At 62.8% G+C, this 19,961-nt stretch carries 20 protein-coding genes; 11 read left to right on the forward strand and 9 right to left on the reverse strand.

Annotation, left to right across the window (positions count from 1 at the left end; genetic code table 11):
* Positions 1-152: 152 nt before the first annotated feature.
* Both galE and ACCO56_RS21595 read right to left on the reverse strand, forming a co-directional pair.
* Positions 153-1,163 carry a UDP-glucose 4-epimerase GalE gene (gene galE / locus ACCO56_RS21590; RefSeq protein WP_433642917.1) on the reverse strand — a complete coding sequence of 337 codons (1,011 nt, stop codon included), beginning with the start codon at positions 1,161-1,163 and terminating at the stop codon, positions 153-155.
* A 224-nt stretch (positions 1,164-1,387) separates the two neighbouring features.
* Positions 1,388-1,573, reverse strand: coding sequence for a hypothetical protein (locus ACCO56_RS21595; protein WP_433642918.1), 186 nt, complete (start codon positions 1,571-1,573; stop codon positions 1,388-1,390).
* Between the two features lie 84 nt (positions 1,574-1,657).
* Here ACCO56_RS21595 and ACCO56_RS21600 point away from each other — a divergent pair, with 84 nt between their 5' ends.
* Positions 1,658-2,098, forward strand: a complete 441-nt coding sequence (locus ACCO56_RS21600) for a hypothetical protein (RefSeq protein ID WP_433642919.1) — start codon at positions 1,658-1,660, stop codon at positions 2,096-2,098.
* Positions 2,099-2,308: 210 nt separating this feature from the next.
* Here ACCO56_RS21600 and araD1 read toward each other — a convergent pair whose 3' ends face one another.
* From araD1 to chvE, 4 genes are all read right to left on the reverse strand, one after another.
* On the reverse strand, positions 2,309-3,301 hold the full coding sequence (araD1, locus tag ACCO56_RS21605) for an AraD1 family protein (RefSeq protein ID WP_433642920.1): 993 nt from the start codon (positions 3,299-3,301) through the stop codon (positions 2,309-2,311).
* An 88-nt stretch (positions 3,302-3,389) separates the two neighbouring features.
* Positions 3,390-4,604, reverse strand: a complete 1,215-nt coding sequence (mmsB, locus tag ACCO56_RS21610) for a multiple monosaccharide ABC transporter permease (protein WP_433642921.1) — start codon at positions 4,602-4,604, stop codon at positions 3,390-3,392.
* The gene (gene mmsA, locus ACCO56_RS21615) at positions 4,601-6,136 is read right to left on the reverse strand and encodes a multiple monosaccharide ABC transporter ATP-binding protein (protein ID WP_433642922.1); all 1,536 of its coding nucleotides are present in this window, start codon (positions 6,134-6,136) and stop codon (positions 4,601-4,603) included. Before mmsA ends, mmsB begins: the two co-directional genes overlap by 4 nt.
* A gap of 56 nt (positions 6,137-6,192) precedes the next feature.
* Positions 6,193-7,209: a multiple monosaccharide ABC transporter substrate-binding protein gene (gene chvE / locus ACCO56_RS21620; protein WP_433643039.1), complete on the reverse strand. Its 1,017-nt coding sequence runs from the start codon at positions 7,207-7,209 to the stop codon at positions 6,193-6,195.
* Positions 7,210-7,559: 350 nt separating this feature from the next.
* On the opposite strand from chvE, the gene ACCO56_RS21625 reads away from it, so the two are divergent.
* A complete protein-coding gene (locus tag ACCO56_RS21625; RefSeq protein ID WP_433643040.1) occupies positions 7,560-8,552 on the forward strand; it encodes a LysR family transcriptional regulator in 993 nt (330 codons plus the stop codon).
* A gap of 27 nt (positions 8,553-8,579) precedes the next feature.
* On the opposite strand, the gene purU is transcribed toward ACCO56_RS21625, so the two are convergent.
* On the reverse strand, positions 8,580-9,434 hold the full coding sequence (purU, locus tag ACCO56_RS21630; protein ID WP_433642923.1) for a formyltetrahydrofolate deformylase: 855 nt from the start codon (positions 9,432-9,434) through the stop codon (positions 8,580-8,582).
* A 259-nt stretch (positions 9,435-9,693) separates the two neighbouring features.
* Positions 9,694-9,984, reverse strand: a complete 291-nt coding sequence (locus ACCO56_RS21635; RefSeq protein ID WP_433642924.1) for a hypothetical protein — start codon at positions 9,982-9,984, stop codon at positions 9,694-9,696.
* Between the two features lie 142 nt (positions 9,985-10,126).
* On the opposite strand from ACCO56_RS21635, the gene ACCO56_RS21640 reads away from it, so the two are divergent.
* The 9 genes from ACCO56_RS21640 (at position 10,127) to ACCO56_RS21680 (ending at position 19,268) form a co-directional block, all read left to right on the forward strand.
* Positions 10,127-10,483 carry a nuclear transport factor 2 family protein gene (locus tag ACCO56_RS21640; RefSeq protein ID WP_433642925.1) on the forward strand — a complete coding sequence of 119 codons (357 nt, stop codon included), beginning with the start codon at positions 10,127-10,129 and terminating at the stop codon, positions 10,481-10,483.
* 201 nt (positions 10,484-10,684) lie between these two features.
* Positions 10,685-11,596: a LysR family transcriptional regulator gene (locus tag ACCO56_RS21645; RefSeq protein ID WP_433642926.1), complete on the forward strand. Its 912-nt coding sequence runs from the start codon at positions 10,685-10,687 to the stop codon at positions 11,594-11,596.
* Between the two features lie 122 nt (positions 11,597-11,718).
* On the forward strand, positions 11,719-12,591 hold the full coding sequence (locus ACCO56_RS21650; RefSeq protein WP_433642927.1) for a shikimate dehydrogenase family protein: 873 nt from the start codon (positions 11,719-11,721) through the stop codon (positions 12,589-12,591).
* Positions 12,592-12,665: 74 nt separating this feature from the next.
* Positions 12,666-13,802, forward strand: coding sequence for an ABC transporter substrate-binding protein (locus ACCO56_RS21655; protein WP_433642928.1), 1,137 nt, complete (start codon positions 12,666-12,668; stop codon positions 13,800-13,802).
* 56 nt (positions 13,803-13,858) lie between these two features.
* Positions 13,859-14,737 (forward strand): branched-chain amino acid ABC transporter permease, encoded by an 879-nt coding sequence (locus ACCO56_RS21660; protein ID WP_433642929.1) that lies wholly within the window; start codon positions 13,859-13,861, stop codon positions 14,735-14,737.
* A complete protein-coding gene (locus tag ACCO56_RS21665) occupies positions 14,737-15,714 on the forward strand; it encodes a branched-chain amino acid ABC transporter permease (protein WP_433642930.1) in 978 nt (325 codons plus the stop codon). Before ACCO56_RS21660 ends, ACCO56_RS21665 begins: the two co-directional genes overlap by 1 nt.
* Positions 15,711-16,457, forward strand: coding sequence for an ABC transporter ATP-binding protein (locus ACCO56_RS21670; RefSeq protein ID WP_433642931.1), 747 nt, complete (start codon positions 15,711-15,713; stop codon positions 16,455-16,457). Before ACCO56_RS21665 ends, ACCO56_RS21670 begins: the two co-directional genes overlap by 4 nt.
* 2 nt (positions 16,458-16,459) lie before the next feature.
* A complete protein-coding gene (locus tag ACCO56_RS21675; RefSeq protein ID WP_433642932.1) occupies positions 16,460-17,188 on the forward strand; it encodes an ABC transporter ATP-binding protein in 729 nt (242 codons plus the stop codon).
* A gap of 187 nt (positions 17,189-17,375) precedes the next feature.
* A complete protein-coding gene (locus tag ACCO56_RS21680) occupies positions 17,376-19,268 on the forward strand; it encodes a bifunctional sugar phosphate isomerase/epimerase/4-hydroxyphenylpyruvate dioxygenase family protein (protein WP_433642933.1) in 1,893 nt (630 codons plus the stop codon).
* A 190-nt stretch (positions 19,269-19,458) separates the two neighbouring features.
* Here the strand turns inward: ACCO56_RS21680 and ACCO56_RS21685 are convergent, their stop codons facing one another.
* Complete coding sequence (locus ACCO56_RS21685) at positions 19,459-19,917, reverse strand: SRPBCC family protein (RefSeq protein WP_433642934.1); 459 nt, start codon at positions 19,915-19,917, stop codon at positions 19,459-19,461.
* Positions 19,918-19,961 lie beyond the last annotated feature (44 nt).

Raw genomic sequence — 19,961 nt, forward strand, 5'->3', positions numbered from 1 at the left:
CGAGGCCCGCTTCGCGAGCACCTCAGAATGAAGACCGTGGAGAGTCCGCCTCGCGGCGCTTCAGCCCTTCGGACGCGCTTCAGGATGAAACGGGGCGCCGACCTCCCTCATCCTGAGGTGCGAGCGAAGCGAGCCTCTAAGGACGCACCCCGTCACCCCTCGTAGCCGTTGGGGTTTTTCGCCTGCCAGTTCCACATGTCGGCGCACATGTCCCGAAGGGTCTTTTCGGCCTTCCAGTCGAGCAACTCGTTGGCATGGGTGGGGTCGGCATAGGTGGAAGCGACGTCACCCGGCCGGCGCTCGGCAACGACGTAATCGATCTTGCGATTGGAGGCATGTTCGAAAGCCTTGATGACTTCGAGCACGCTGTAGCCTCTGCCGGTGCCGAGATTGACGGCGAAGCAGCGCGGCGTGTCGAGCTGTTCCAGCGCCTTCAAGTGGCCCTTGGCCAGGTCCACGACATGGATATAGTCGCGCACGCCGGTGCCGTCGGGGGTCGGATAGTCGTTCCCCCACACATTCAGCCTCTCGCGCCGGCCCGAGGCGACCTGCGCGATAAGGGGCATGAGATTATTCGGAATGCCCTTCGGATCCTCGCCGATCAGCCCGCTTTCATGTGCTCCGACAGGATTGAAGTACCGCAATATGCCGATGCCCCAGCTCGGGTCCGAGGCATGGAGGTCGCGCAGCATCTCCTCGATGATGAGCTTGGTGCGCCCGTAAGGGTTGGTCGCGGATAGCGGATGATCCTCCTGCAGCGGCAGGCGTCGGGGATCGCCATAGACGGTGGCGGACGAGGAGAAGACCAGACGTTTGACACCGGTCGCATTCATCGCCTCGAGCAGCCTGAGGGTGCCGTTCACATTGTGGTCGTAATAGGCGAGCGGCTTCTCGGTGGACTCGCCCACCGCCTTGAGGCCGGCGAAATGGATCACGGCAGTGCAGCCGTGCCGCTTCAGCACACCCTCGAGAAAGGCGCGGTCGCGGATGTCGCCGGCTTCACTGGCCGGCTGCCGGCCGGTAATGCGCGCGATACGAGCGAGTGCTTCCGGGTGGCTGTTGTCGAAATTGTCGACCACGACAATGTCGTGTCCGGCGCCGAGAAGTTCCACCGCGGTATGCGAGCCGATGTAACCGGCGCCGCCGGTGACGAGAATGGACATCCGTTCTGATCCGTTCGTGACCTCGTGTTTGAGCAATTGGCTATACGACCGGCCTGCCGCTTTCAATGCCGGGGCGAGGCGCCTTCTTGCCAAACCGACCGGCTTGCGCATTCAATTCCGTAGCCGAAACGGTCACCAAAATTGTCCGGCTCCCGGCCTTGCCTGGCCGGACTTAGCGACTCGTTAACCAATATGCCCCGACAAGAGCCCACATGGGCACCATTTCACAACTCCCGTTCCCCCGGGCTTGCCATGACGCCCCACGCGAGCAGCGTGCAGGCGAACTGGTTGCCATGCGTCACCTTGACCTGGAGACCGTCATCGAGACGGTCCGGGTCCTGCGGACGCTGGAGGATCAGTCCGTTCTCGATTGTTTCAACCGCGCCGAGCGGATGGAGGCTCCGGAACACCGACCTCATCAATTCGGTTGAGCCACTTGTTTAATCCGTCGCGGTTTGTATGGTTAATCAATTACCAACAACCACGACTGATTCATGACCGCCCGCATCCTGAGCTTTCCGGGGGTACACCGGGAGAATCCGGCCTCGAAGCTCCAAATCGTCGAAGATGATTTTGCCGCCAAAGTGACAGCCGAGACGGACCGCCGTTTCTGGATTCGGGTCGAAAAGGATCCCGGGGAGACGATCGTGGTCAGCGACTTCGTGCCTGGCAGCCTTGCCGAACATGGGCTCGTCGCGGGCCTCCGCCTCGCGCTTCGAACACTCGAGATGCAGGACCGCAAGGAGATACTGTTCAAGGATCTCATTCCCGATGGAACAGGTCGACCGCTCTTCGGGCTTCGGCTCGAGCAGATGGCGGAGCGGGTTAAACGCGCGGCCGGCGTGGTCGCGGCCGACATGGGGCGCGAGGTCACGGCTTTCAGCATCCGCACGCGAGGCGACAAGATGGACGCTCTCGCCCGCTTCTCGGGCTGAACCCTCCGTCGACCGCTTCGCCCACGCCCATTCGGACAGCCCCTCATCTGCCTGCCGGCATCTTCTCCCCGTTAAGAGACGGGGAGAAGGACGCTGTCATCTCGACTTTCGCCAATCATCGGCATTGGCGATTGGCGAAACCCAAGCGGCCGTCGTCTCTCTCCCCGTTTGTTTACGGGGAGAGATGTCCGGCAGGACAGTGAGGGGCAATCAGAGAGCTTTCACGCGGACCGGCACGGCCTCTGCGATCTTGAGCGGGTTACGCAGCGGCAGGCCGAATTCCGGCGCGGAGATTTCAAATACGTCGCCCTCCTCGGTTCGGACACCGTCGGCAAAGGACAGCGTGGCCGTTCCGAACATGTGGACGTGCACATCCCCCGGCTGGCGGAACAGCGCATATTTGAAATGATGATGCTCCAGATTGGCGATGCTGTGCGACATGTTCGCTTCGCCTGAAAGGAAAGGCTTCTCCCACAAGGGCCTGCCGCCGCGCAGGATGCGCGACGTTCCCCTGATATCTTCCGGCAGCGCGCCGACCAGGATTTCCGGCCCGAAAGAGGCGTTTCTCAGTTTCGAGTGCGCCAGATAGAGGTAGTTGACGCGTTCCGTCACGTGATCGGAGAACTCGTTGGAAAGGGCGAATCCAACGCGGAACGGGGTGCCGTCGTCGCCGATCACATAGATGCCGGCGATCTCCGGTTCCTCGCCGCCGTCCTTGGCGAAGTCGGGGGAGATCAGCGGCGCACCGGGCGCGACGGCAAAGGCGCCGTTGCCCTTGTAGAACCATTCGGGCTGCACGCCGACCGAGCCTGCCGCGGGTTTGCCGCCTTCGAGGCCCATGCGGAACATTTTCATGGAATCGGTAAGCTGCTCCTCGCCGTCGTCGGCGAGTTTTTTGTGCATGGCGTCGCGCGTCGCGGCCGAGCCGAGATGGGTGAGCCCGGTGCCGGTCAAATGAAGATGCGCCGGGTCTGGATGGCTGATCGGCGAGCGCAGCCGGCCGTCGCGATCGGCAGCCTCGAGATCCACCGCGTCGCCGAGGCCCTTGCGGTCGATGAGAGCCGCAAGGTTTTCTCCGGAACGGGCGGCTTCCATTGCCAGCGCATACACGCTCGGCGCTTCCTTTACGATCCGGGCGGCGTCTCCGCTGCGCATGACCACACGCACGGTTCCGTCGGCATCGACAATCTCCGAAATCAGCATTCGTTGCTCCCAAAACCGGCGTAGCGCTCCGCCGGACCTAACGAAAAATGGAAGAGACAAGCCGGTGCCGGCCGCTCCCCCGAACCGCTCAGGTCTTGTTCTTGTTGTACACGTCGAAGACCACGGCTCCGAGCAGCACCAGGCCCTTGATGACCTGTTGCCAGTCGATGTTGACGCCCATGATCGACATGCCGTTGTTCATGACGCCCATGATGAAGGCGCCGATCACCGCGCCCGCCACCTGGCCGACGCCGCCCATCGCCGAGGCGCCGCCGATGAATACGGCCGCGATGACGTCGAGCTCGAAGCCCAGGCCGGCTTTCGGCGTGGCGGTGTTGAGCCGCGCGGCGAAGATGAGGCCGGCGAGCGCGGAGAGGACGCCCATGATCACGAAGATCGAGAAGGTGAGCCGTTCCGTCTTGATCCCGGAGAGAGCCGCCGCCTTGACGTTGCCGCCCATCGCGTAGACGCGCCGGCCGAACGTCATGCGCTTGGTGACGAAGACGAAGAGCGCGATGAGCACGCCCATGACGATCAGCACGTTGGGCAGGCCCTTGTAGGACGCCATCATGTAGACCAGGAACAGCACGATGGCCGAGATCAGGGTATTCTTGACGACGAACAGGGCGAAGGGTTCCGCCTCGTACCCGTGCTTCTCGCGGTTGCGGCGGCTTTTCAGGCTGAAATAGAGCATCGCCGCCACGATCGCGATGCCGATGACCAGCGTCGTCGAATGCAGCGTCACGCTGCCGATGGTGATCGGGCCGATCACGTCGGGGATGAAGCCGGCGCTGAGCAACTGGAACTCGCGCGGAAAAGGCCCGACCGATTGGCCGCCGAGCAGCGCCAGCGACAGACCCTTGAAGACGAGCATCCCCGCCAGCGTCACGATAAAGGAGGGGATCTTCATATAGGCGATCCAGTAGCCTTGGGACGCGCCGATCAGCCCGCCGACGATCAGGCAGATGAGCCCCGCCAGGATGGGATTGAACCCATACCGCACCATCAGCACCGCCGCGACAGCGCCGACGAAACCGGAAACGGATCCGACCGACAGGTCGATATGGCCGGCGACGATGACCAGCAGCATGCCGAGGGCCATGATGATGATGTAGGAGTTCTGCAGCACCAGGTTGGTGAGGTTCACCGGCTTGAACAACGTGCCGTTGGTGGTGAACTGGAAGAACACCATGATGGCGATGAGCGCCAGCACCAGGCCGTAGTCGCGCAAATTCTCCTTCAGCGCGGCCTGCGCCGAGGCTTTCGCCGGGCTCGCCGTGGTACCAGCTGTTTCCGTGCTCATGATGCGGCTCTTCCTTCCCCGCGAACGATGGCGCGCATGATCTTCTCCTGCGAGGCTTCGCTGCCGGCCATCTCGCCGACGATGCGCCCTTCGTTCATCACATAGATGCGATCGCAGATGCCCAGCAGTTCCGGCATCTCCGACGAGATCACCAGAATGGCTTTGCCCTCCTCGGCAAGCCGGTTGATGATCGTGTAGATCTCGTATTTGGCGCCGACATCGATGCCGCGTGTCGGCTCGTCGAGGATCAGCACTTCCGGATTGGCGAACAGCCACTTCGAAAGCACCACCTTCTGCTGATTGCCGCCTGAAAGGTTGCCGGTGATCTGGTAGACGCTGGACGACCGGATGTTGGTCTTCCTGCGATAGTCGTTGGCGGCGTTGAGTTCCTTGATGTCGTCGATGACGCCGTTATCCGAAATGCCCCTGAGATTGGCGATCGAGATATTGTGCTTGATGTGGTCGATCAGGTTCAGGCCATAGGTCTTGCGGTCTTCCGTGGCGTAGGCGATGCCTTGGGCCACGGCCCTGCCGACGCTGGAGACGTCGATTTTCCTGCCGTGCAGATAGACCTCGCCGCTGATCTTCGTGCCGTAGCTCCTGCCGAACAGGCTCATGGCGAATTCGGTGCGCCCGGCGCCCATCAGCCCGGCTATGCCGGCCACCTCGCCCTTGCGAAGGCTGATATCGACGCCCTTGATGATCTGCCGCTCCTGATGCAGGGGATGATGAACCACCCAGTTCTTCACCTCGAAGATGGTCTCGCCAATGCGTGGCGTGCGGGTTGGATAACGATCCTCGAGGGGGCGGCCGACCATCGAGGTGATGATGCGGTCCTCGTCGATATCGGTCTTGTCGAGCGTCTCGATGGTCCGGCCGTCGCGCAGGATGGTGATGCGGTCGGCCACCTTGCCGACCTCGTTCAGCTTATGCGAGATCAGGATCGAGGCGATGCCGTGATCCTTGAATTCGATCAGAAGCTTGAGCAGCGCGTCGCTGTCCCTCTCGCTGAGGCTCGCCGTGGGTTCGTCGAGGATGAGCAGCTTGACCTCTTTCGACAGCGCCTTGGCGATCTCGACGAGCTGCTGCTTGCCCACGCCGATATTGGTGATCAGCGTATCTGGGTCTTCGCGCAGACCGACCTTGCGCAACAGGGCGGCTGCCTTGCCCCGCACCGCGTCCCAGTCGATGACGCCGTAGCGAGCCTGCTCGTTGCCGAGGAAGATGTTCTCGGCGATGGACAGCAGCGGCACCAATGCCAGCTCCTGATGGATGATGACGATGCCCCGCCTTTCGCTGTCATGGATGCCGTGGAACCGGCATTCCTCGCCCATGAAGCGGATGTTGCCGGAATAGGCGCCGAACGGATAGACGCCGCTCAGCACCTTCATCAGAGTCGATTTGCCCGCCCCGTTCTCGCCCACGATGGCGTGGATCTCGCCGGCGCGCACCTCGAGATTGACCTCCTGGAGCGCCTTCACGCCGGGGAAGGTCTTGGTGATGCCGCGCATCTCCAGAATTGTCTGGTCCATCACAGTACTCGCGCATCGGCTGGGGCCGCGATCCCGGGCCCCAGCCGATGTCTTGCCTATTTCAGCTCGTCGGCCTTGATGTAGCCGGAGCCGACCACGATCTCCTCGTAGTTCGACTTGTCGACGGATACGGGAACGAGCAGGTAGGAAGGAACGACCTTGACCCCGTTATTATAGGTCTTGGTGTCGTTGATCTCCGGCTCCTTGCCCGACAGCACGGCATCGACGAGGTTGGCCGTGACCTTGGCCAGTTCGCGCGTGTCCTTGAAGACCGTGGAATATTGCTCGCCGGCGATGATCGCCTTGACCGAGGGCACCTCGGCGTCCTGGCCCGTCACGATCGGCCATGGCTGGTCGGCGCTGCCGTAGCCGACGCCGCGCAGCGAGGAGATGATACCGCGCGACAGGCCGTCATAGGGTGCGAGCACGCCGTCGACCCTGCTGCCGTCGGAGTAGTTGGCCGACAGGATGTTGTCCATGCGAGCCTGCGCGACCGCGCCGTCCCAGCGCAGGGTGCCGACCTTCTCCATGCCCATCTGCCCGGACTTCACCACGAGCACGCCCTTGTCGATCAGTGGCTGCAGCACCGACATGGCGCCATCATAGAAGAAGAACGCATTGTTGTCGTCCGGCGAGCCGCCGAACAGCTCGATATTGAACGGCCCCTGCTTCTCCGGGTAGCCGAGGCCCTTCAGCAGCGACTCCGCTTGGAGCACGCCGACCTTGAAGTTGTCGAAAGTGGTGTAATAGTCGACATTCGGGCTGTCCCGGATGAGGCGATCATAGGCCACCACCTTCACGCCCTTGTCGGCCGCCTGTTGCAATACGGCGGAAAGCGTCGTGCCGTCGATCGACGCGATGACCAGCGCCTTGACGTCCTTGGTCACCATGTTCTCGATCTGGGCGAGCTGGTTGGGAATGTCGTCTTCTGCATATTGCAGGTCCGCCGAGTAGCCTTTTGCCTCCAGCGCCTTGACGAGCTCATTGCCGTCGCTGATCCAGCGGAGCGACGACTTGGTTGGCATGGCGATCCCGACGGTGCCCTTGTCCTGGGCCGATGCGGAAAATGTCATGGCGGCGATGCCGACCGCCAGCGCCGCGACGAACGTCTTGATGATTTTCACTTTTCTCTCTCCCGATTTTTGATGGTTCGCGGCATGCGATCCACTCGCTGCCACGGAAGAAAAAGGCGCCGGGTTCGGCGTCAGAGAAATCCTCCCCAAACTTGCTCCGGTCGTCCTCTCGGACCGGCGCGCAAGAAACCTTCCCGCGGCCAAGCCGGGCCGCAGCCAAAGGACGTTGGATTCGTTTCATATAACTGTCAAATGCAAACTATGATGGTTCCTATATCGCTTTTGGTATGTCTCGATAGCTGCCGCATCGGGAGATTTTGTCGGAGGGGAGGATGGAAACAGGGACATCGATGCCGATCGATTATTCAGGAGCATCGCCGAAACTGCCCGACACGGAAAGCCTGCTGCGCAGCGCGCTGAAATTCGGCCATATGCGCATGATCGTCGCCCTCGAGGATCAGGGACGGGTGAGCGCGGCGGCGCAGGTCCTCAATATTTCGCAGCCCGCCGCCTCGCGCATGATCGCGGAAATGGAGGCCATGCTCGAGGTGAAGTTGTGTGAGCGCCTGCCACGCGGTATCGCGCTCACACCCTATGGCAGGGCGCTGGCCCGCCGGGCGCGCACCATCCTCCTGGAGATGAGCGAGGCGGATCGCGAGATCGCAGACCTGAAGAGCGGCAAGGGCGGGTCGGTTTTCGTCGGCGCCGTGACGGCACCTGCCATGGACCTCGCAATGCGGGCGATCCGCGAAGTGCGCAGGCGTTATCCGCGTATGGAGATCACCATCCAGAACGAGACTAGCAATGTTCTTGCCCGCGAGCTGCTCGCTTCCCGGCACGACTTCATCATTGCCCGCATTCCGGAAGACCTCAATCCGCGCCTGTTCGAAAGCAGGGTTCTCGGCATCGAAAGGGCTTGCCTGATCGTGCGCCGCGGCCACCCGCTGCTGCGGCGCGAGCCTGTGGCGTTCGAAAGGCTGACGGGTTACGACTGGGTTCTCCAGCCTGGCGGCTCGCTGCTGCGCAGAACTCTGGAGAGCCTGTTCATCGCCCGCAGCGTGCCTCTTCCGGACAGGGTCATCAACACCAGCTCGCTGCTGCTCACGATCGTGATGGTCGCGCAGTCCGACGCAATCGCGCCGGTCGCCACGGAGGTCGCGACCTTCTTCGGCGCCGAGGGCGGCCTTGCCGGTGCAGTCGAGATCCTGCCCGTCGAGGCCGAGATCGAGGTCCAGCCCTACAGCATGATCAAGGTCCGCAACCGGGCGCTCTCGCCCGCCGCGCAATTGCTGCACGATTTCATCATCGAGAGGGCGGAGGACGGTCCGGCTGACGGCTCATGAGGGCGACCGACACGCCCCACCCGCTTCTCAGAAAACGACCGTCTTGTGGCCGTTGAGCATGACGCGCGCCTCCAGATGCGATTTAACCGCGCGGGCGAGCACGCGGCTTTCGATGTCGCGGCCGACCGCGACGAAATCCTCCGCGCTCATGGCATGGGTGACGCGCTCGGTCTCCTGATCGATGATCGGCCCCTCGTCGAGGTCCGGCGTTACATAATGGGCGGTCGCGCCGATCAGCTTCACGCCGCGCTCATGCGCCTGGTGGTAGGGCTTGGCGCCCTTGAAGCTCGGCAGGAAGGAATGATGGATGTTGATCACCTTGCCGTAGAGCCTCCTCGACAGGCTGTCGGACAGGACCTGCATGTAGCGGGCGAGGATGACGAGGTCGGCACCGGTCTCGCGCACGAGCGAGAGCAGCTTCTCCTCCTGCTCGGCCTTGTTGTCCCGCGTTACCTTCCAGCAATGATAGGGAATGCCCTCCTGTTCGGCGGTGGCCCGGCTGTCCTCGTGGTTTGAGACGATCGCCGCGACCTCCGCGTCCAGCCAGCCGGCCTTGATTTGATAGAGCAGGTGGAGCATCGCATGGTCGAACTTCGACACCATGATGACGATCTTCGGCTTGCTAGCTTGGTCGAAAAGATCGGTCTTCATGCCGAACCGCTCGATGGCCGGTTTCAGCGCCCGCAATATGTCGTCCTTGCCTGTGCTCGCGCCGATCGTGAAGGCGATGCGCATGAAGAAGCGGCCGGTCTGCCGGTCCCAGAACTGGTTGCTTTCGGCGATGTTGCCGCCGATCGCGGCAAGTTCCGTCGTCACGGCGGCGACGATGCCCGGCTTGTCCTCGCAGGAAAGGGTCAGAACGAATGTGTGGTCTGTGCTCATGGGTTTGTTTCCATCGGCGGTGGTGGCGCGAGCTCGAGGCAGAGCGCGCGCTTCCCTCTATACGCTGGCGCCACCGATGGATAGTTGCGCAGCCACGACGCCCGGGACAAAGCCTGCGTCACGTCAGCCCATCGAGGAGAACTCCGCGTCGATCGCCGACACGATCATCGCTACGTGCACGTTTGATCGAAGAGTTGCTGAAGGCGACGGCGAAGCTGACGTTGGTGATCTGGCCGGTCCAGCCCGGCTCGCGCTTTGATTACGCGCCAGGACGGCTCAGCTCCTTGGTCTTTTCTGCCGCATCCGCGGCGAGTTCTGCGAAAAGATCCTCCAGCCGTTCTGCTGCCAGGATCACGTCGGGATCGAAACTGTTCTCTTCGAGCTTGCGGACAAACAGCTCCATAAAAGCCGCTTGCTTCTCCAACGCCTTGTAGAGCTTGGCCGCCTGGTCGAGGGTCAGGCCCGGCGTGGTCAGCGTGCGCGGGATTTCTTCGGCAAACTGGTCGCCCAGCTTGCGCTGCTCGTTCAGCATCGCCATCCAGTCGGTCATGAGTTCTCCTTTTTGACGAATGGTCGGCAAGTGGGGCCCCGAAGTCAACCGCCGGGCCCGATCCTATTACCTGGAGCGTAATCGACCCGCGGCGAGGGCCCGGCGATAACCAATGCGTTCACTCGAAAAACAGGAGACCACGATGAACGCAGAAACGCTGGCCGCCGCCTATATCGCCGCTTGGAACGAGCCCGATCCCGCGCTTCGCCGTGCGCTGATCGAGGAGACCTTCGCCGGCAACATTACTTATGTCGATCCTGTCATGGCCGGAGAGGGCCACGACGGCCTGGATTCCCTGATCGCCAGCGTACATCAACGTTTCCCCGGCTTCCGTTTCACCCTGCTCGACGGGGCAAATGGCTACGGCACCCATATCCGCTTTTCCTGGGAACTCGGGCCAGATGGCGCCGAAGCGCCGATCCAGGGCACCGACGTTGCGGTGATCGAAAGCGGCCGCATCGCCAAGGTGATCGGCTTCCTCGACCGGGTACCCGCATAGGCTCTCGGTTCGCGCTCGCCCCGTGGCGAGCGTGAACGGTTCTGCTATAAGCCTCGCCACGCGAATCGTGATCGCAGTGCCGAGGGAGGGGCCGTGTGATCAACTCGTCCCCATGCTTGTTGCTGCCTCGAAGCCGACCGTCGGCGGTCGGTCCCGTGCCATGACAGCGCCGGAAAGCCAGCACGGTCAGTGGAACGATCGATGCTGACGCTCCGCCAGATCGAAGTCGTGCGCGCCATCATGGTGACGGGGACGATCGCGGGCGCTGCCAAGCTCCTCAACGTCTCGGCGCCGGGCATAAGCCGGCTCATGAAATACACCGAAGACAGCCTCGGTGTCCGCCTCTTCGATCGCCGTGCCGGACGCTACGTGCCGACGCCCGAGGCTCGCACCATCTTCGACCTGCTCGACACGGTCTATCGCAAGGTCGAGGACCTTCAATATGCCGTCGGGGCGCTGGGCAAGGGCGCCGGCCAGGAACTGCGCTTCGCTTCGGTGCCCTCGATCGCCAATGTCATGATGCCGCGTGCCGTCGAGCGGCTGCGCCGGCGCTTTCCCGATCTCGCGCTCGACATCAACATCCTCAAGATCGAGGAAGCGATCGACTACCTGCTGCTCGGGCGCGGCGAGGTGGTCGCCATCTCTTCGCGCTTCGATCATTCCATCATCGACTTCGCGCCGCTTGCCACGGGCCGGCTGCTCTGCATCGCGCCGGCTTCAGGGGAACTCGCCGGCCGCAGGTCGATCACTCCCGAAGAGATGGCAAGATATCCGCTCATAGGCATTGATCCCAACGATCCCTATGGCGCGATCATGGCCGGAATCTTCAAACAGCGTGGCCTTTCCTACTCGATGAACATCAGGGCGCGCTTCGGCACCACGGTCTGCAGCCTCGTCGCGGCGGGCTTGGGCATCGCGATCATCGACGAATTCACTGTAGCCTACGGTCGGGTGCCGGGTGTCGTGACCTTGGAGATCGAGGCGGAGAGTACCTTCCACACCTACGTGGCCCACCGCAATGACCGGCCGTTATCGGTGTATGCCGAGGCCTTCCTCGAACTCCTGAGAGCGGAAATGGCGGCCGTCGGCTCGGCTGCAGGAGCCTTTACATAGAAGCGATGTGCAGCCGCGCCGTCCTAACATGATGTTATGGGAATCGCAAAAAATGGTAAGCGATATTATGGCCGCACTTCGTTACTGTTTGATGTGACTGGTTGAAGCGCTGGCGGAGGATCATGCAAGTCGGTTCGGTGCCTGAAAGCGGTGTGATGACGGGGTTCGTCCCGTCAGGCAATACCAAGCTTTTCCCCGTGGTCGGCGATCCGATCGCCCAGGTGCGATCACCTGGCGCGATCACGCGCATCCTCGCTGGCCGGTCGCTCGACGCCGCCGTCGTGCCGATGCATGTGGAGGCGGCAGGCCTTGGCGAATTGATGAACGCGCTGCTGCTGGTTCGCAATATCGGAGGGGTGCTTGTGACCGTCCCCCACAAGCCCGCCGCCTTGGCGTTCTGCGAGCGTGCGACCAAGCGCGCTGTTTTCGCCCGGTCCGTGAACGTCGTCCGCCGCACGGCATCGGGATGGCAAGGCGACAATACCGATGGCCAGGGCTGTCTCGACGGCATTCGGCATGCGGGTTTTGACGTGAGCGGTAAGACGGCGATGCTCGTGGGTTGCGGCGGCGCGGGTGCGGCGATCGCGATGGAGATACTGGAGCGAGGCGCCACGCTGCTGGCCGTGCACGATATCGACCTGGGCCGCCGCGACGGGTTCATCGCCAGGCTCGTGGAGCGGTTTCCCGGAAGAGTGACCGCCGGCAGCCACGATCCGTCCGGCTACGATCTTGTGATCAATGCGACTCCGGCCGGTATGTCGTCTGGGGATCCGCTGCCGATCGATGTGTCGAAGCTGCAACCCCGGCAGTTCGTGGCATGCGTGATCACCAAGCCGGACGCAACCCCTCTCATTGCGGAAGCGAGGCGGATCGGCTGTCGCACCATGAGCGGGGACGGCATGTTCGATGCCCAGGCCGAAACGCTGGCCGGATTCCTTCTGGAGGAGCGGCACGATGCCTTGCTGCATGAGAAAGATGTGAGTTTCGTCTCCTGAAGAATTGACCCGGTGGGTGGCACTTGGTGGAGACGGTGCCGTAAAACCCCAACTGTGATTATGGGAGGATATCGATGAATCGCAAAACCTGGTTGGCATTGTCGGCTGCACTGCTCGTCACTGTCGGAGCCGCGCAGGCGCAGGAAGCTGTGAAGGTGGGCGTCGTCGCCGAGCTTTCGGGTGCCGGCGCTCCGGCGGGCACGAACTGGCGCGACGGCATCAAGGTGGCCGTCGAGGAGATCAATGCCGAGGGTGGCATCCTCGGCAAGAAGGTCGAGATCACGGAATACGACACGCAGACCGATCCTCAGGTGTCGCGCGCGCTGGTGCAGAAGGCGATCGACGAAGGCGCCTACGCGATCCTAGGCACCATCTATTCGGGCTCGACCATGGTCAACATGCTTGTCGCCCAGCAGAACAGCATACCGCAATTCGTCGGCTCGGAAGCTCCGAGCATCGTTGAAAAGGGCAATCCGTTCGTCTTCAGGACCTCTTCGGGCGCGCAAAAGGGCGTTCCCGCGCTGACCGCCTATTTCACCGACACTCTGAAGGCGAAGAAGGTCGCGGTCGCGTGGGTCAACAACGAATTCGGGAAGGGCGGCCATGACGTCTTCGTGGCCGAGATGCAGAAGGCCGGCATCGAGGTCATCGCCGATGTGCCGTCCGAGCAGGCCCAGACCGACTATGCGGCCGACGTGTCGAAGCTCAAGGAGGCCAATCCGGACGCCGTGTTCGTCTACATGAACCAGGAGGAATCCGCGCGCTTCCTGATCGAGGCCAAGAAGCAGGGGCTCGCCATGCCGCTGGTCGGCGAGGTGACGCTGACCGAAGCCAAGGTGATCGAGCTTGCCGGCGGCGCCGCGGAAGGCGCAATCGCGCATGTCGGCGTTACGGCGACCGCGACGGATGTGCCCGGGATCGGCGCCTTCGCCAAGAGGTTCGAGGAGACTTTCAAGCGCAAGCCGACGCATGACGCGATCAAGGGTTATGTCGGCGCCTGGACGACGAAATACGTCACCGACATGGTCGGCGAATTCGATGGCGAGAAGTTCGCCGAGAAGATGCACGGCCTGTGCCTCAAGGTCGCGGATCATCCGAAGATCCTGCTGGACACCTGCTGGGATGATACCGGCGAGATGTCTCGCCCGAGCTTCATGGTTCAGGTCAAGGACGGCGCGCCCGTCGTGATCGGCACCGTGCCGGCGAACTGACAGGTTCCAAATCAGCGGCGGCGCTTGCCGCCGCTGCCGACAAGCGAAAGACGCCCATGTCCCAATTCCTGCAAGTCCTGCTGTCCGGTCTTGCGACCGGCTCCATCTACGCGCTCGTAGCGATCGGCTTCACGCTTGTCTGGCAGGCGGCCCAGACAGTGAACTTCGCCCAGGGCGAGTTCGTCATGGTTCCCGCCTTCTTCGTGCTCATCGGCACCGGCTATTTCGGCATGCCGCTTTGGAGTGCGCTGCTTTTCAGCCTCGTGCTGTCGATCCTGGTCCTCGGCGTCCTGTTCAAGAAACTGATCGTCGAACCGATCCTGCCGCATGGCGGTATCACGCTGATCATCGCTACCATGGCGCTCGGCATTCTCCTCAAAGAGAGCGTCAAGGAATTCTACGCGGCCGAGGCGCAACCGTTCCCCGCGCTTTTCCCGAGCGATCCGATCGACGTCTTCGGCGCCGTCGTGTCGCTCCAGGATATTTTGAACCTGGCGATCTCGCTCGGCATCGTCGTGCTGCTTACGCTCTTCCTCAACCGCACCCGCACCGGGCGCTGCATGCAGGCGACCGCCCAGAACCCGGCGGTGGCGGAAATCCTCGGCGTGAACGTCAAGCGGATGGTGCTCTATACCTTCCTTATCAACGCCGCGCTCGCCGCGCTGGCATCGTTTCTCATCACGCCGGTGTATCTGGCGAAATTCTCCAACGGCGAGACGCTCGGACTCATCGCCTTCATCGCCGCCATCGTGGGCGGCTTCAACCAGATCCGCGGTGCTCTGGTGGGCGGACTGCTGATCGGCGTGCTCGACAATCTGACCGCAACCTACGTCACCGCCCAATACCGTGCGGCCTTGCCGCTGGTTCTCCTGATCGTCATCATCCTGGTGCGCCCGCAGGGCATCATGGGAACGTCTGAAGGGAGAGCGGTCTGATGCGTGGACGCTGGCAGGCCCTCGCCATTCTTCTTTTGGCCGCGCTGGCGATCGTGGCGCCGCTCGGCCAGGGCAACTACATCATCTATGTGCTCACCTCATGGCTGGTGTTTTCGATCGCGGCCATGGGGCTCAACCTGACGCTCGGCTACGCGGGCCAGATCTCGCTCGCGCAAGCCTCGTTCATGGCGATCGGCGCCTATGTCACGGCACTTCTCACGCTGGCGGGCTGGCATTGGGTGCTCGCCATGCCGCTCGGCCTCGTCCTTTGCTTCGTCGTTGGCCTGCTGCTCGGCTATCCGGCGTTGCGCGTGAAGGGGCACTTTCTCGCCTTCGTCACGCTGGCCTTCAACACGCTGGTGTTCCTCGTGCTGCGCAACGAGGATTGGCTGACCGGCGGCACCTATGGTCTCGTAGGGATGCCGCGTCCGGACTTCGGCCTGTTCTCGACGATGAAGCAGTTGCACTTCTACTATTTCACGCTGGCGATCACGGCCCTGGCGGCGCTGTTGATGTGGGGGATCGTGCGTTCGCCCTGGGGCCGCGCGTTCAAGGCGTTGCGCGAGAACCCGATCCGAGCCGAGAGCCTCGGCGTCGACACGCGTCGCATCACGCTGCTGGCCTTCGCCATCGGCTCCGCTTATGGCGGCCTTGCCGGCGCCCTGGTGACCCCGCTCGTGCAATTCATAGAGCCCGGTTCCTTCGGAGTGGCGCATTCGCTGCGCATCCTGCTGATGGTGGTCGTCGGCGGTGCCGGCTATTTCTTCGGACCGTTCGTCGGGGCGGGCGTGGTGATCCTGCTGCCGGAGATGCTGCGCTTCACCGAAGGTTATTACCTCATCATCTATTCGGCGCTCGTCATCGTCATGCTGGTCTTCGTGCCGTCCGGCCTGATCGGCATCTGGGGACGCGTGCGCGAGAAATTCTGGCCCCGGCAACAACTGCGGGGCGATATCAAGGAGGGAGCCCAGCTATGAGCACCCCCGTCCTTTCTGTCCGAAACATAGAGAGGAGCTTTGGCGGCATCCGCGCGGTGCGCGGAGTCTCCTTCGACGTACACAAAGGTGAGATCCTCGGTCTGATCGGGCCGAACGGCTCCGGCAAGTCGACGCTGTTCAATTGCATCCTCGGCCAGCTTCCGCCCGACGCGGGGGAGGTGTCGGTCAATGGCCGCAGCGTTTCGGGTATGCGCGCCTCCGACCTCAACAGGCTGGGCGTCGGCCGCACCTTCCAGCAGCTCTCGGTGTTCCCGAAGATGTCGGTGATCGACAACATCATCCTCGCAGGGCAGGAACACCACGGCACGATGCTGTCGCGCCTGTTCGGTCCATCGGACGCAGGCCTGACGGACGCAGCCGAGAAGATGATCGCGTTCTTCCGCCTGACACATCTGCGCGACCAGCTTGCAGGCTCTCTCTCCTACGGTCAGCAGAAGCTGGTCGATGCAGCGATGGCGTTCATGGCCGGACCGAGCCTGGTGCTGCTGGATGAGCCCGCCGGAGGCGTCAATCTCACCATGCTTGCCAACCTCAAGGAGCGGCTCGTCGCCTACAACGCCGAACACGGAACGACCTTTGTGGTGATCGAGCACAATATGGAGTTCGTGATGAGCCTGTGTACCCGCATCATTGTGCTCGCCGAGGGCGCCGTCATCGCGGAAGGCTCGCCCGACGAGATCAGGTCGAACCAGACCGTGATCGACGCCTATCTCGGAGGCTGACCGTGCTGGAACTGAAGGATATCCGCGGCGGCTACGGCAAGATCACTATTCTCAACGGCGTCTCGTTCGCTATTCCGAAGGCCTCGATCACCACGGTGATCGGACCGAACGGCGCCGGCAAGTCGACTGTCTTCAAGGCCATCTTCGGACTGCTCAACATCCATTCCGGCCAAATCCTGCTCGATGGGAGGGAGGTGACGCGGCAGACGCCGCGCCAGATGATCGGGCATGGGGTGACCTATGTGCCGCAGGGGCGCAACGTGGTGCCGCAGCTTTCCGTCTATCACAATCTCGAGCTCGGCGGCATCACCGCGCCCGATCAGGCGCGCGTGCGCCAACGCATCGAGACGGTGATGGACCAGTTCCCGATGCTGCGCGAGTTTCGCGACCGGAAGGCGATCGAGCTTTCGGGTGGCCAGCAGAAACAGCTCGAGGTGGCCCGTGCCCTGCTGCTCGATCCCAAGCTGATCCTCATCGATGAACCTTCTATCGGCCTGTCGCCCAACCTCGTCCAGGAGGTGTTCCGCACGCTGACGCGGCTGCGCGATCAGGGCGTGACGATCCTGATGGTGGAGCAGAACGCGAAAGCGGCCCTCGCCATGTCCGATTACGGGCTCGTGCTGGAACTCGGCCAGACCCGCATGCACGACAGTGCCTCGAAGCTGCTCGCCGATCCGCGCGTCGGCCAACTCTTTCTAGGAGGACATGTCGAGGATGTCTCCGCCCATTGACGCGGTGCCACTGCCCGCCCGGCTGAATCGGCTCGGCGAATGCCCCGGTCTGGTGCGACCGAGCCTGTGGTGGGTGGACATGTTCGCACCTTCTCTTGGAGCTATGGGCGCGCTCTCGCCGTCGAGCCGGGCGTTACGGTAGGCTGGAGTTTCGGGCTGGTTTCTAGCTAATCCTGGAGTGCGAATCATGAAGACCTCCATCGCAACGGTTTCGATCAGCGGCGAATTCACGGAGAAGCTCGAAGCGATCGCGGCTGCGGGCTTCGACGGGGTCGAGATCTTCGAGAACGATTTCCTGGCCTTCGACGCGTCACCCCGGGAGGTCGGCAAAATGGTGCGCGATGTCGGTCTGGAGATCACGCTTTTCCAGCCTTTCCGCGACTTCGAAGGGCTGCCCGAACCGCAGCGCTCACGCGCCTTCGATCGCGCCGAGCGCAAGTTCGACCTGATGGCCGAACTCGGCACCGACCTGATGCTGGTCTGCTCGTCGGTCTCCCAGGCGTCGCTGGGCGGCATCGATCGCGCGGCCGCCGACTTCCGCGAGTTGGGCGAGCGCGCCGCAAAGCGTGGTCTGCGCGTGGGTTACGAGGCATTGGCCTGGGGGCGCCATGTCAAAGATCACCGCGACGCCTGGGAGGTAGTGCGCCGCGCCGACCATCCCAATGTCGGGCTGATCCTCGACTCCTTCCACACGCTGGCGCGCAAGATCGACGTCGAGACCATCCGTGCGATACCGGGCGACAGGATCTTCATCGTTCAGTTGGCGGATGCGCCGATGATCGACATGGACCTGCTCTACTGGAGCCGCCATTTCCGCAACATGCCGGGCGAAGGCGATTTGCCGGTGAAGGCCTTCGCTCGCGCGGTCGCCGCCACCGGCTATGACGGCTATCTTTCACTGGAGATCTTCAACGACCAGTTCCGCGGCGGCTCGGCGCGCTCCATCGCGGCGGACGGTCGGCGCTCGTTGATCTACTTGATGGATCAGGTCCGGCGGGAGGAGCCGGACATACGCATACCGGTTCCCAAAATGCCGGATCGCATCGCCGTCGAAGGCGTGGAATTCGTGGAATTCGCAACCGACGATAACGGCGCTGCCGAGCTCGGCGCGCTCTTCCACAGCTTCGGCTTCGAGAGGGCCGGGCGCCATGTGACGAAGGACGTGACCCTCTACCGCCAGGGCAGGATCAAACTGGTAGTCAACGAGGAGCGCGAGGGCTTCGCCCATTCCTCCTATCTCGTCCACGGCACCTCGATCTACGCGATTGGCTTGAGGGTCGCCGACGCGGCGGCAACCGTCGCGCGTGCCCGGGCGCTGGGCGCCGAGCCGTTCGAACAGGCGCCGGGACCTGGCGAACTCGTCATCCCGGCGATCCGGGGCGTTGGTGGCGGGGTGGTCTACTTCATCGACGGCAAGTCCGAGCTCTCCGAGGTCTGGGAGAGGGAGTTCGTCCCCGTCGTCGATGACCAGGCTCCCCGCGCGGCCGGCCTCAGCCGTATCGACCATGTCGGCCAGACCATGGATTACGGGGAGATGCTGACCTGGCTTCTTTTCTATACGGCGATCTTCCGCACCAGCAAGACGCCGATGGTGGACGTCATCGACCCCGGCGGGGTCGTTCGCAGCCAGGCGATCGAGAGTGCGGATGGTGGGCTGAGGCTCACTCTCAATGGTGCGGAAAATCGCAAGACGCTGGCCGGCCATTTCATAGCGGAGAGCTTCGGCTCGAGCGTGCAGCACCTCGCCTTCGCGACGGAAGACATCTTCGTTGCGGCGGAGACGCTTCACGCCAACGGGTTCCAAGCCTTGCCGATCTCGCCCAACTACTATGACGATGTGGAAGCGCGCTTCGGACTGGAACCCGAATTCGCCGACCGGCTGCGGGCCGCGAACATCCTTTATGACCGCGACAATGACGGAGAGTATTTTCAGCTCTATGCGCCCACCTGGGGCGAGGGCTTCATCTTCGAAATCGTCGAGCGCCGCGGCGGCTACAAGGGCTATGGCGCGCCGAACGCCCCGTTCCGCATAGCGTCGCAGAAGAGATACCTTCGGCCGAAAGGGATGCCAAAAGGTTAGGCGGCACTTACGAAATCGGAACGCCTGGTTGGCTGAAACGTTAAAGTGGCAGGATGGGCCACTCCTGCCCCACCCCCCATCGGCCCATCCCTTGCCTGCCGGCCGCTCCAGGCCGGCCTTTTTGCGTCGTGTCCAGCCAAGTGGTAGCTTAGCGGCGACCTGAGGGTTTTTGTCGTACTGTCTTGATGCCTCAGCCTCCCGCCGCGCTCACGGCCTTGCCGAAGGAGGCGAAGAACTCAGCCGCCAGTTTCTTCGCCGTGGATGTGACCAGGCGGCTGCCGAGCTGGGCGATCTTGCCGCCCACCTCGGCGGTGGCCGCATAGCGAAGCACGGTCTCATCCTCACCATCGGGCGTGAGGCTGACGTCTGCGCCCCCCTTGGCGAATCCGGCAATTCCGCCCTTGCCCTCCCCCTGGATCGTGTAGCCACGGGGTGGGTTCAGGTTCGAGAGCGTGACGGCCCCGGCGAAGGTGGCTTTGATCGGTCCGATCTTCAGGACGACCGTGGCTTCCATGTCGCCGGTTTCCGCCATCGTGAGGGACTGGCATCCCGGAATGCACTGGCGCAGGATGTCCGGATCGTTCAGCGCCGCCCAGACGGTCGCTATCGGCGCGGAAATTCTCTCTTCGCCTTCGATCACCAAAGCCATCGAACTACCTCTCAATCCTCGTGAATGATGGGCGGCGGCCGATC

This window comes from Mesorhizobium sp. 1B3 (assembly GCF_050958605.1).
Lineage (GTDB): Bacteria > Pseudomonadota > Alphaproteobacteria > Rhizobiales > Rhizobiaceae.

What these genes read in the sequence shown, in the direction of transcription:
- ACCO56_RS21640 (WP_433642925.1), top strand. Translation starts at nt 10,127, where the DNA reads ATGAACGCAGAAACGCTGGCCGCCGCCTATATCGCCGCTTGGAACGAG.
- mmsB (WP_433642921.1), bottom strand. Translation starts at nt 4,604, where the DNA reads ATGAGCACGGAAACAGCTGGTACCACGGCGAGCCCGGCGAAAGCCTCG.
- ACCO56_RS21635 (WP_433642924.1), bottom strand. Translation starts at nt 9,984, where the DNA reads ATGACCGACTGGATGGCGATGCTGAACGAGCAGCGCAAGCTGGGCGAC.
- purU (WP_433642923.1), bottom strand. Translation starts at nt 9,434, where the DNA reads ATGAGCACAGACCACACATTCGTTCTGACCCTTTCCTGCGAGGACAAG.
- araD1 (WP_433642920.1), bottom strand. Translation starts at nt 3,301, where the DNA reads ATGCTGATTTCGGAGATTGTCGATGCCGACGGAACCGTGCGTGTGGTC.
- ACCO56_RS21680 (WP_433642933.1), top strand. Translation starts at nt 17,376, where the DNA reads ATGAAGACCTCCATCGCAACGGTTTCGATCAGCGGCGAATTCACGGAG.
- ACCO56_RS21645 (WP_433642926.1), top strand. Translation starts at nt 10,685, where the DNA reads ATGCTGACGCTCCGCCAGATCGAAGTCGTGCGCGCCATCATGGTGACG.
- ACCO56_RS21655 (WP_433642928.1), top strand. Translation starts at nt 12,666, where the DNA reads ATGAATCGCAAAACCTGGTTGGCATTGTCGGCTGCACTGCTCGTCACT.
- ACCO56_RS21685 (WP_433642934.1), bottom strand. Translation starts at nt 19,917, where the DNA reads ATGGCTTTGGTGATCGAAGGCGAAGAGAGAATTTCCGCGCCGATAGCG.
- ACCO56_RS21670 (WP_433642931.1), top strand. Translation starts at nt 15,711, where the DNA reads ATGAGCACCCCCGTCCTTTCTGTCCGAAACATAGAGAGGAGCTTTGGC.
- ACCO56_RS21625 (WP_433643040.1), top strand. Translation starts at nt 7,560, where the DNA reads ATGCCGATCGATTATTCAGGAGCATCGCCGAAACTGCCCGACACGGAA.
- chvE (WP_433643039.1), bottom strand. Translation starts at nt 7,209, where the DNA reads ATGACATTTTCCGCATCGGCCCAGGACAAGGGCACCGTCGGGATCGCC.
- ACCO56_RS21600 (WP_433642919.1), top strand. Translation starts at nt 1,658, where the DNA reads ATGACCGCCCGCATCCTGAGCTTTCCGGGGGTACACCGGGAGAATCCG.
- ACCO56_RS21660 (WP_433642929.1), top strand. Translation starts at nt 13,859, where the DNA reads ATGTCCCAATTCCTGCAAGTCCTGCTGTCCGGTCTTGCGACCGGCTCC.
- galE (WP_433642917.1), bottom strand. Translation starts at nt 1,163, where the DNA reads ATGTCCATTCTCGTCACCGGCGGCGCCGGTTACATCGGCTCGCATACC.
- ACCO56_RS21665 (WP_433642930.1), top strand. Translation starts at nt 14,737, where the DNA reads ATGCGTGGACGCTGGCAGGCCCTCGCCATTCTTCTTTTGGCCGCGCTG.
- ACCO56_RS21650 (WP_433642927.1), top strand. Translation starts at nt 11,719, where the DNA reads ATGCAAGTCGGTTCGGTGCCTGAAAGCGGTGTGATGACGGGGTTCGTC.
- mmsA (WP_433642922.1), bottom strand. Translation starts at nt 6,136, where the DNA reads ATGGACCAGACAATTCTGGAGATGCGCGGCATCACCAAGACCTTCCCC.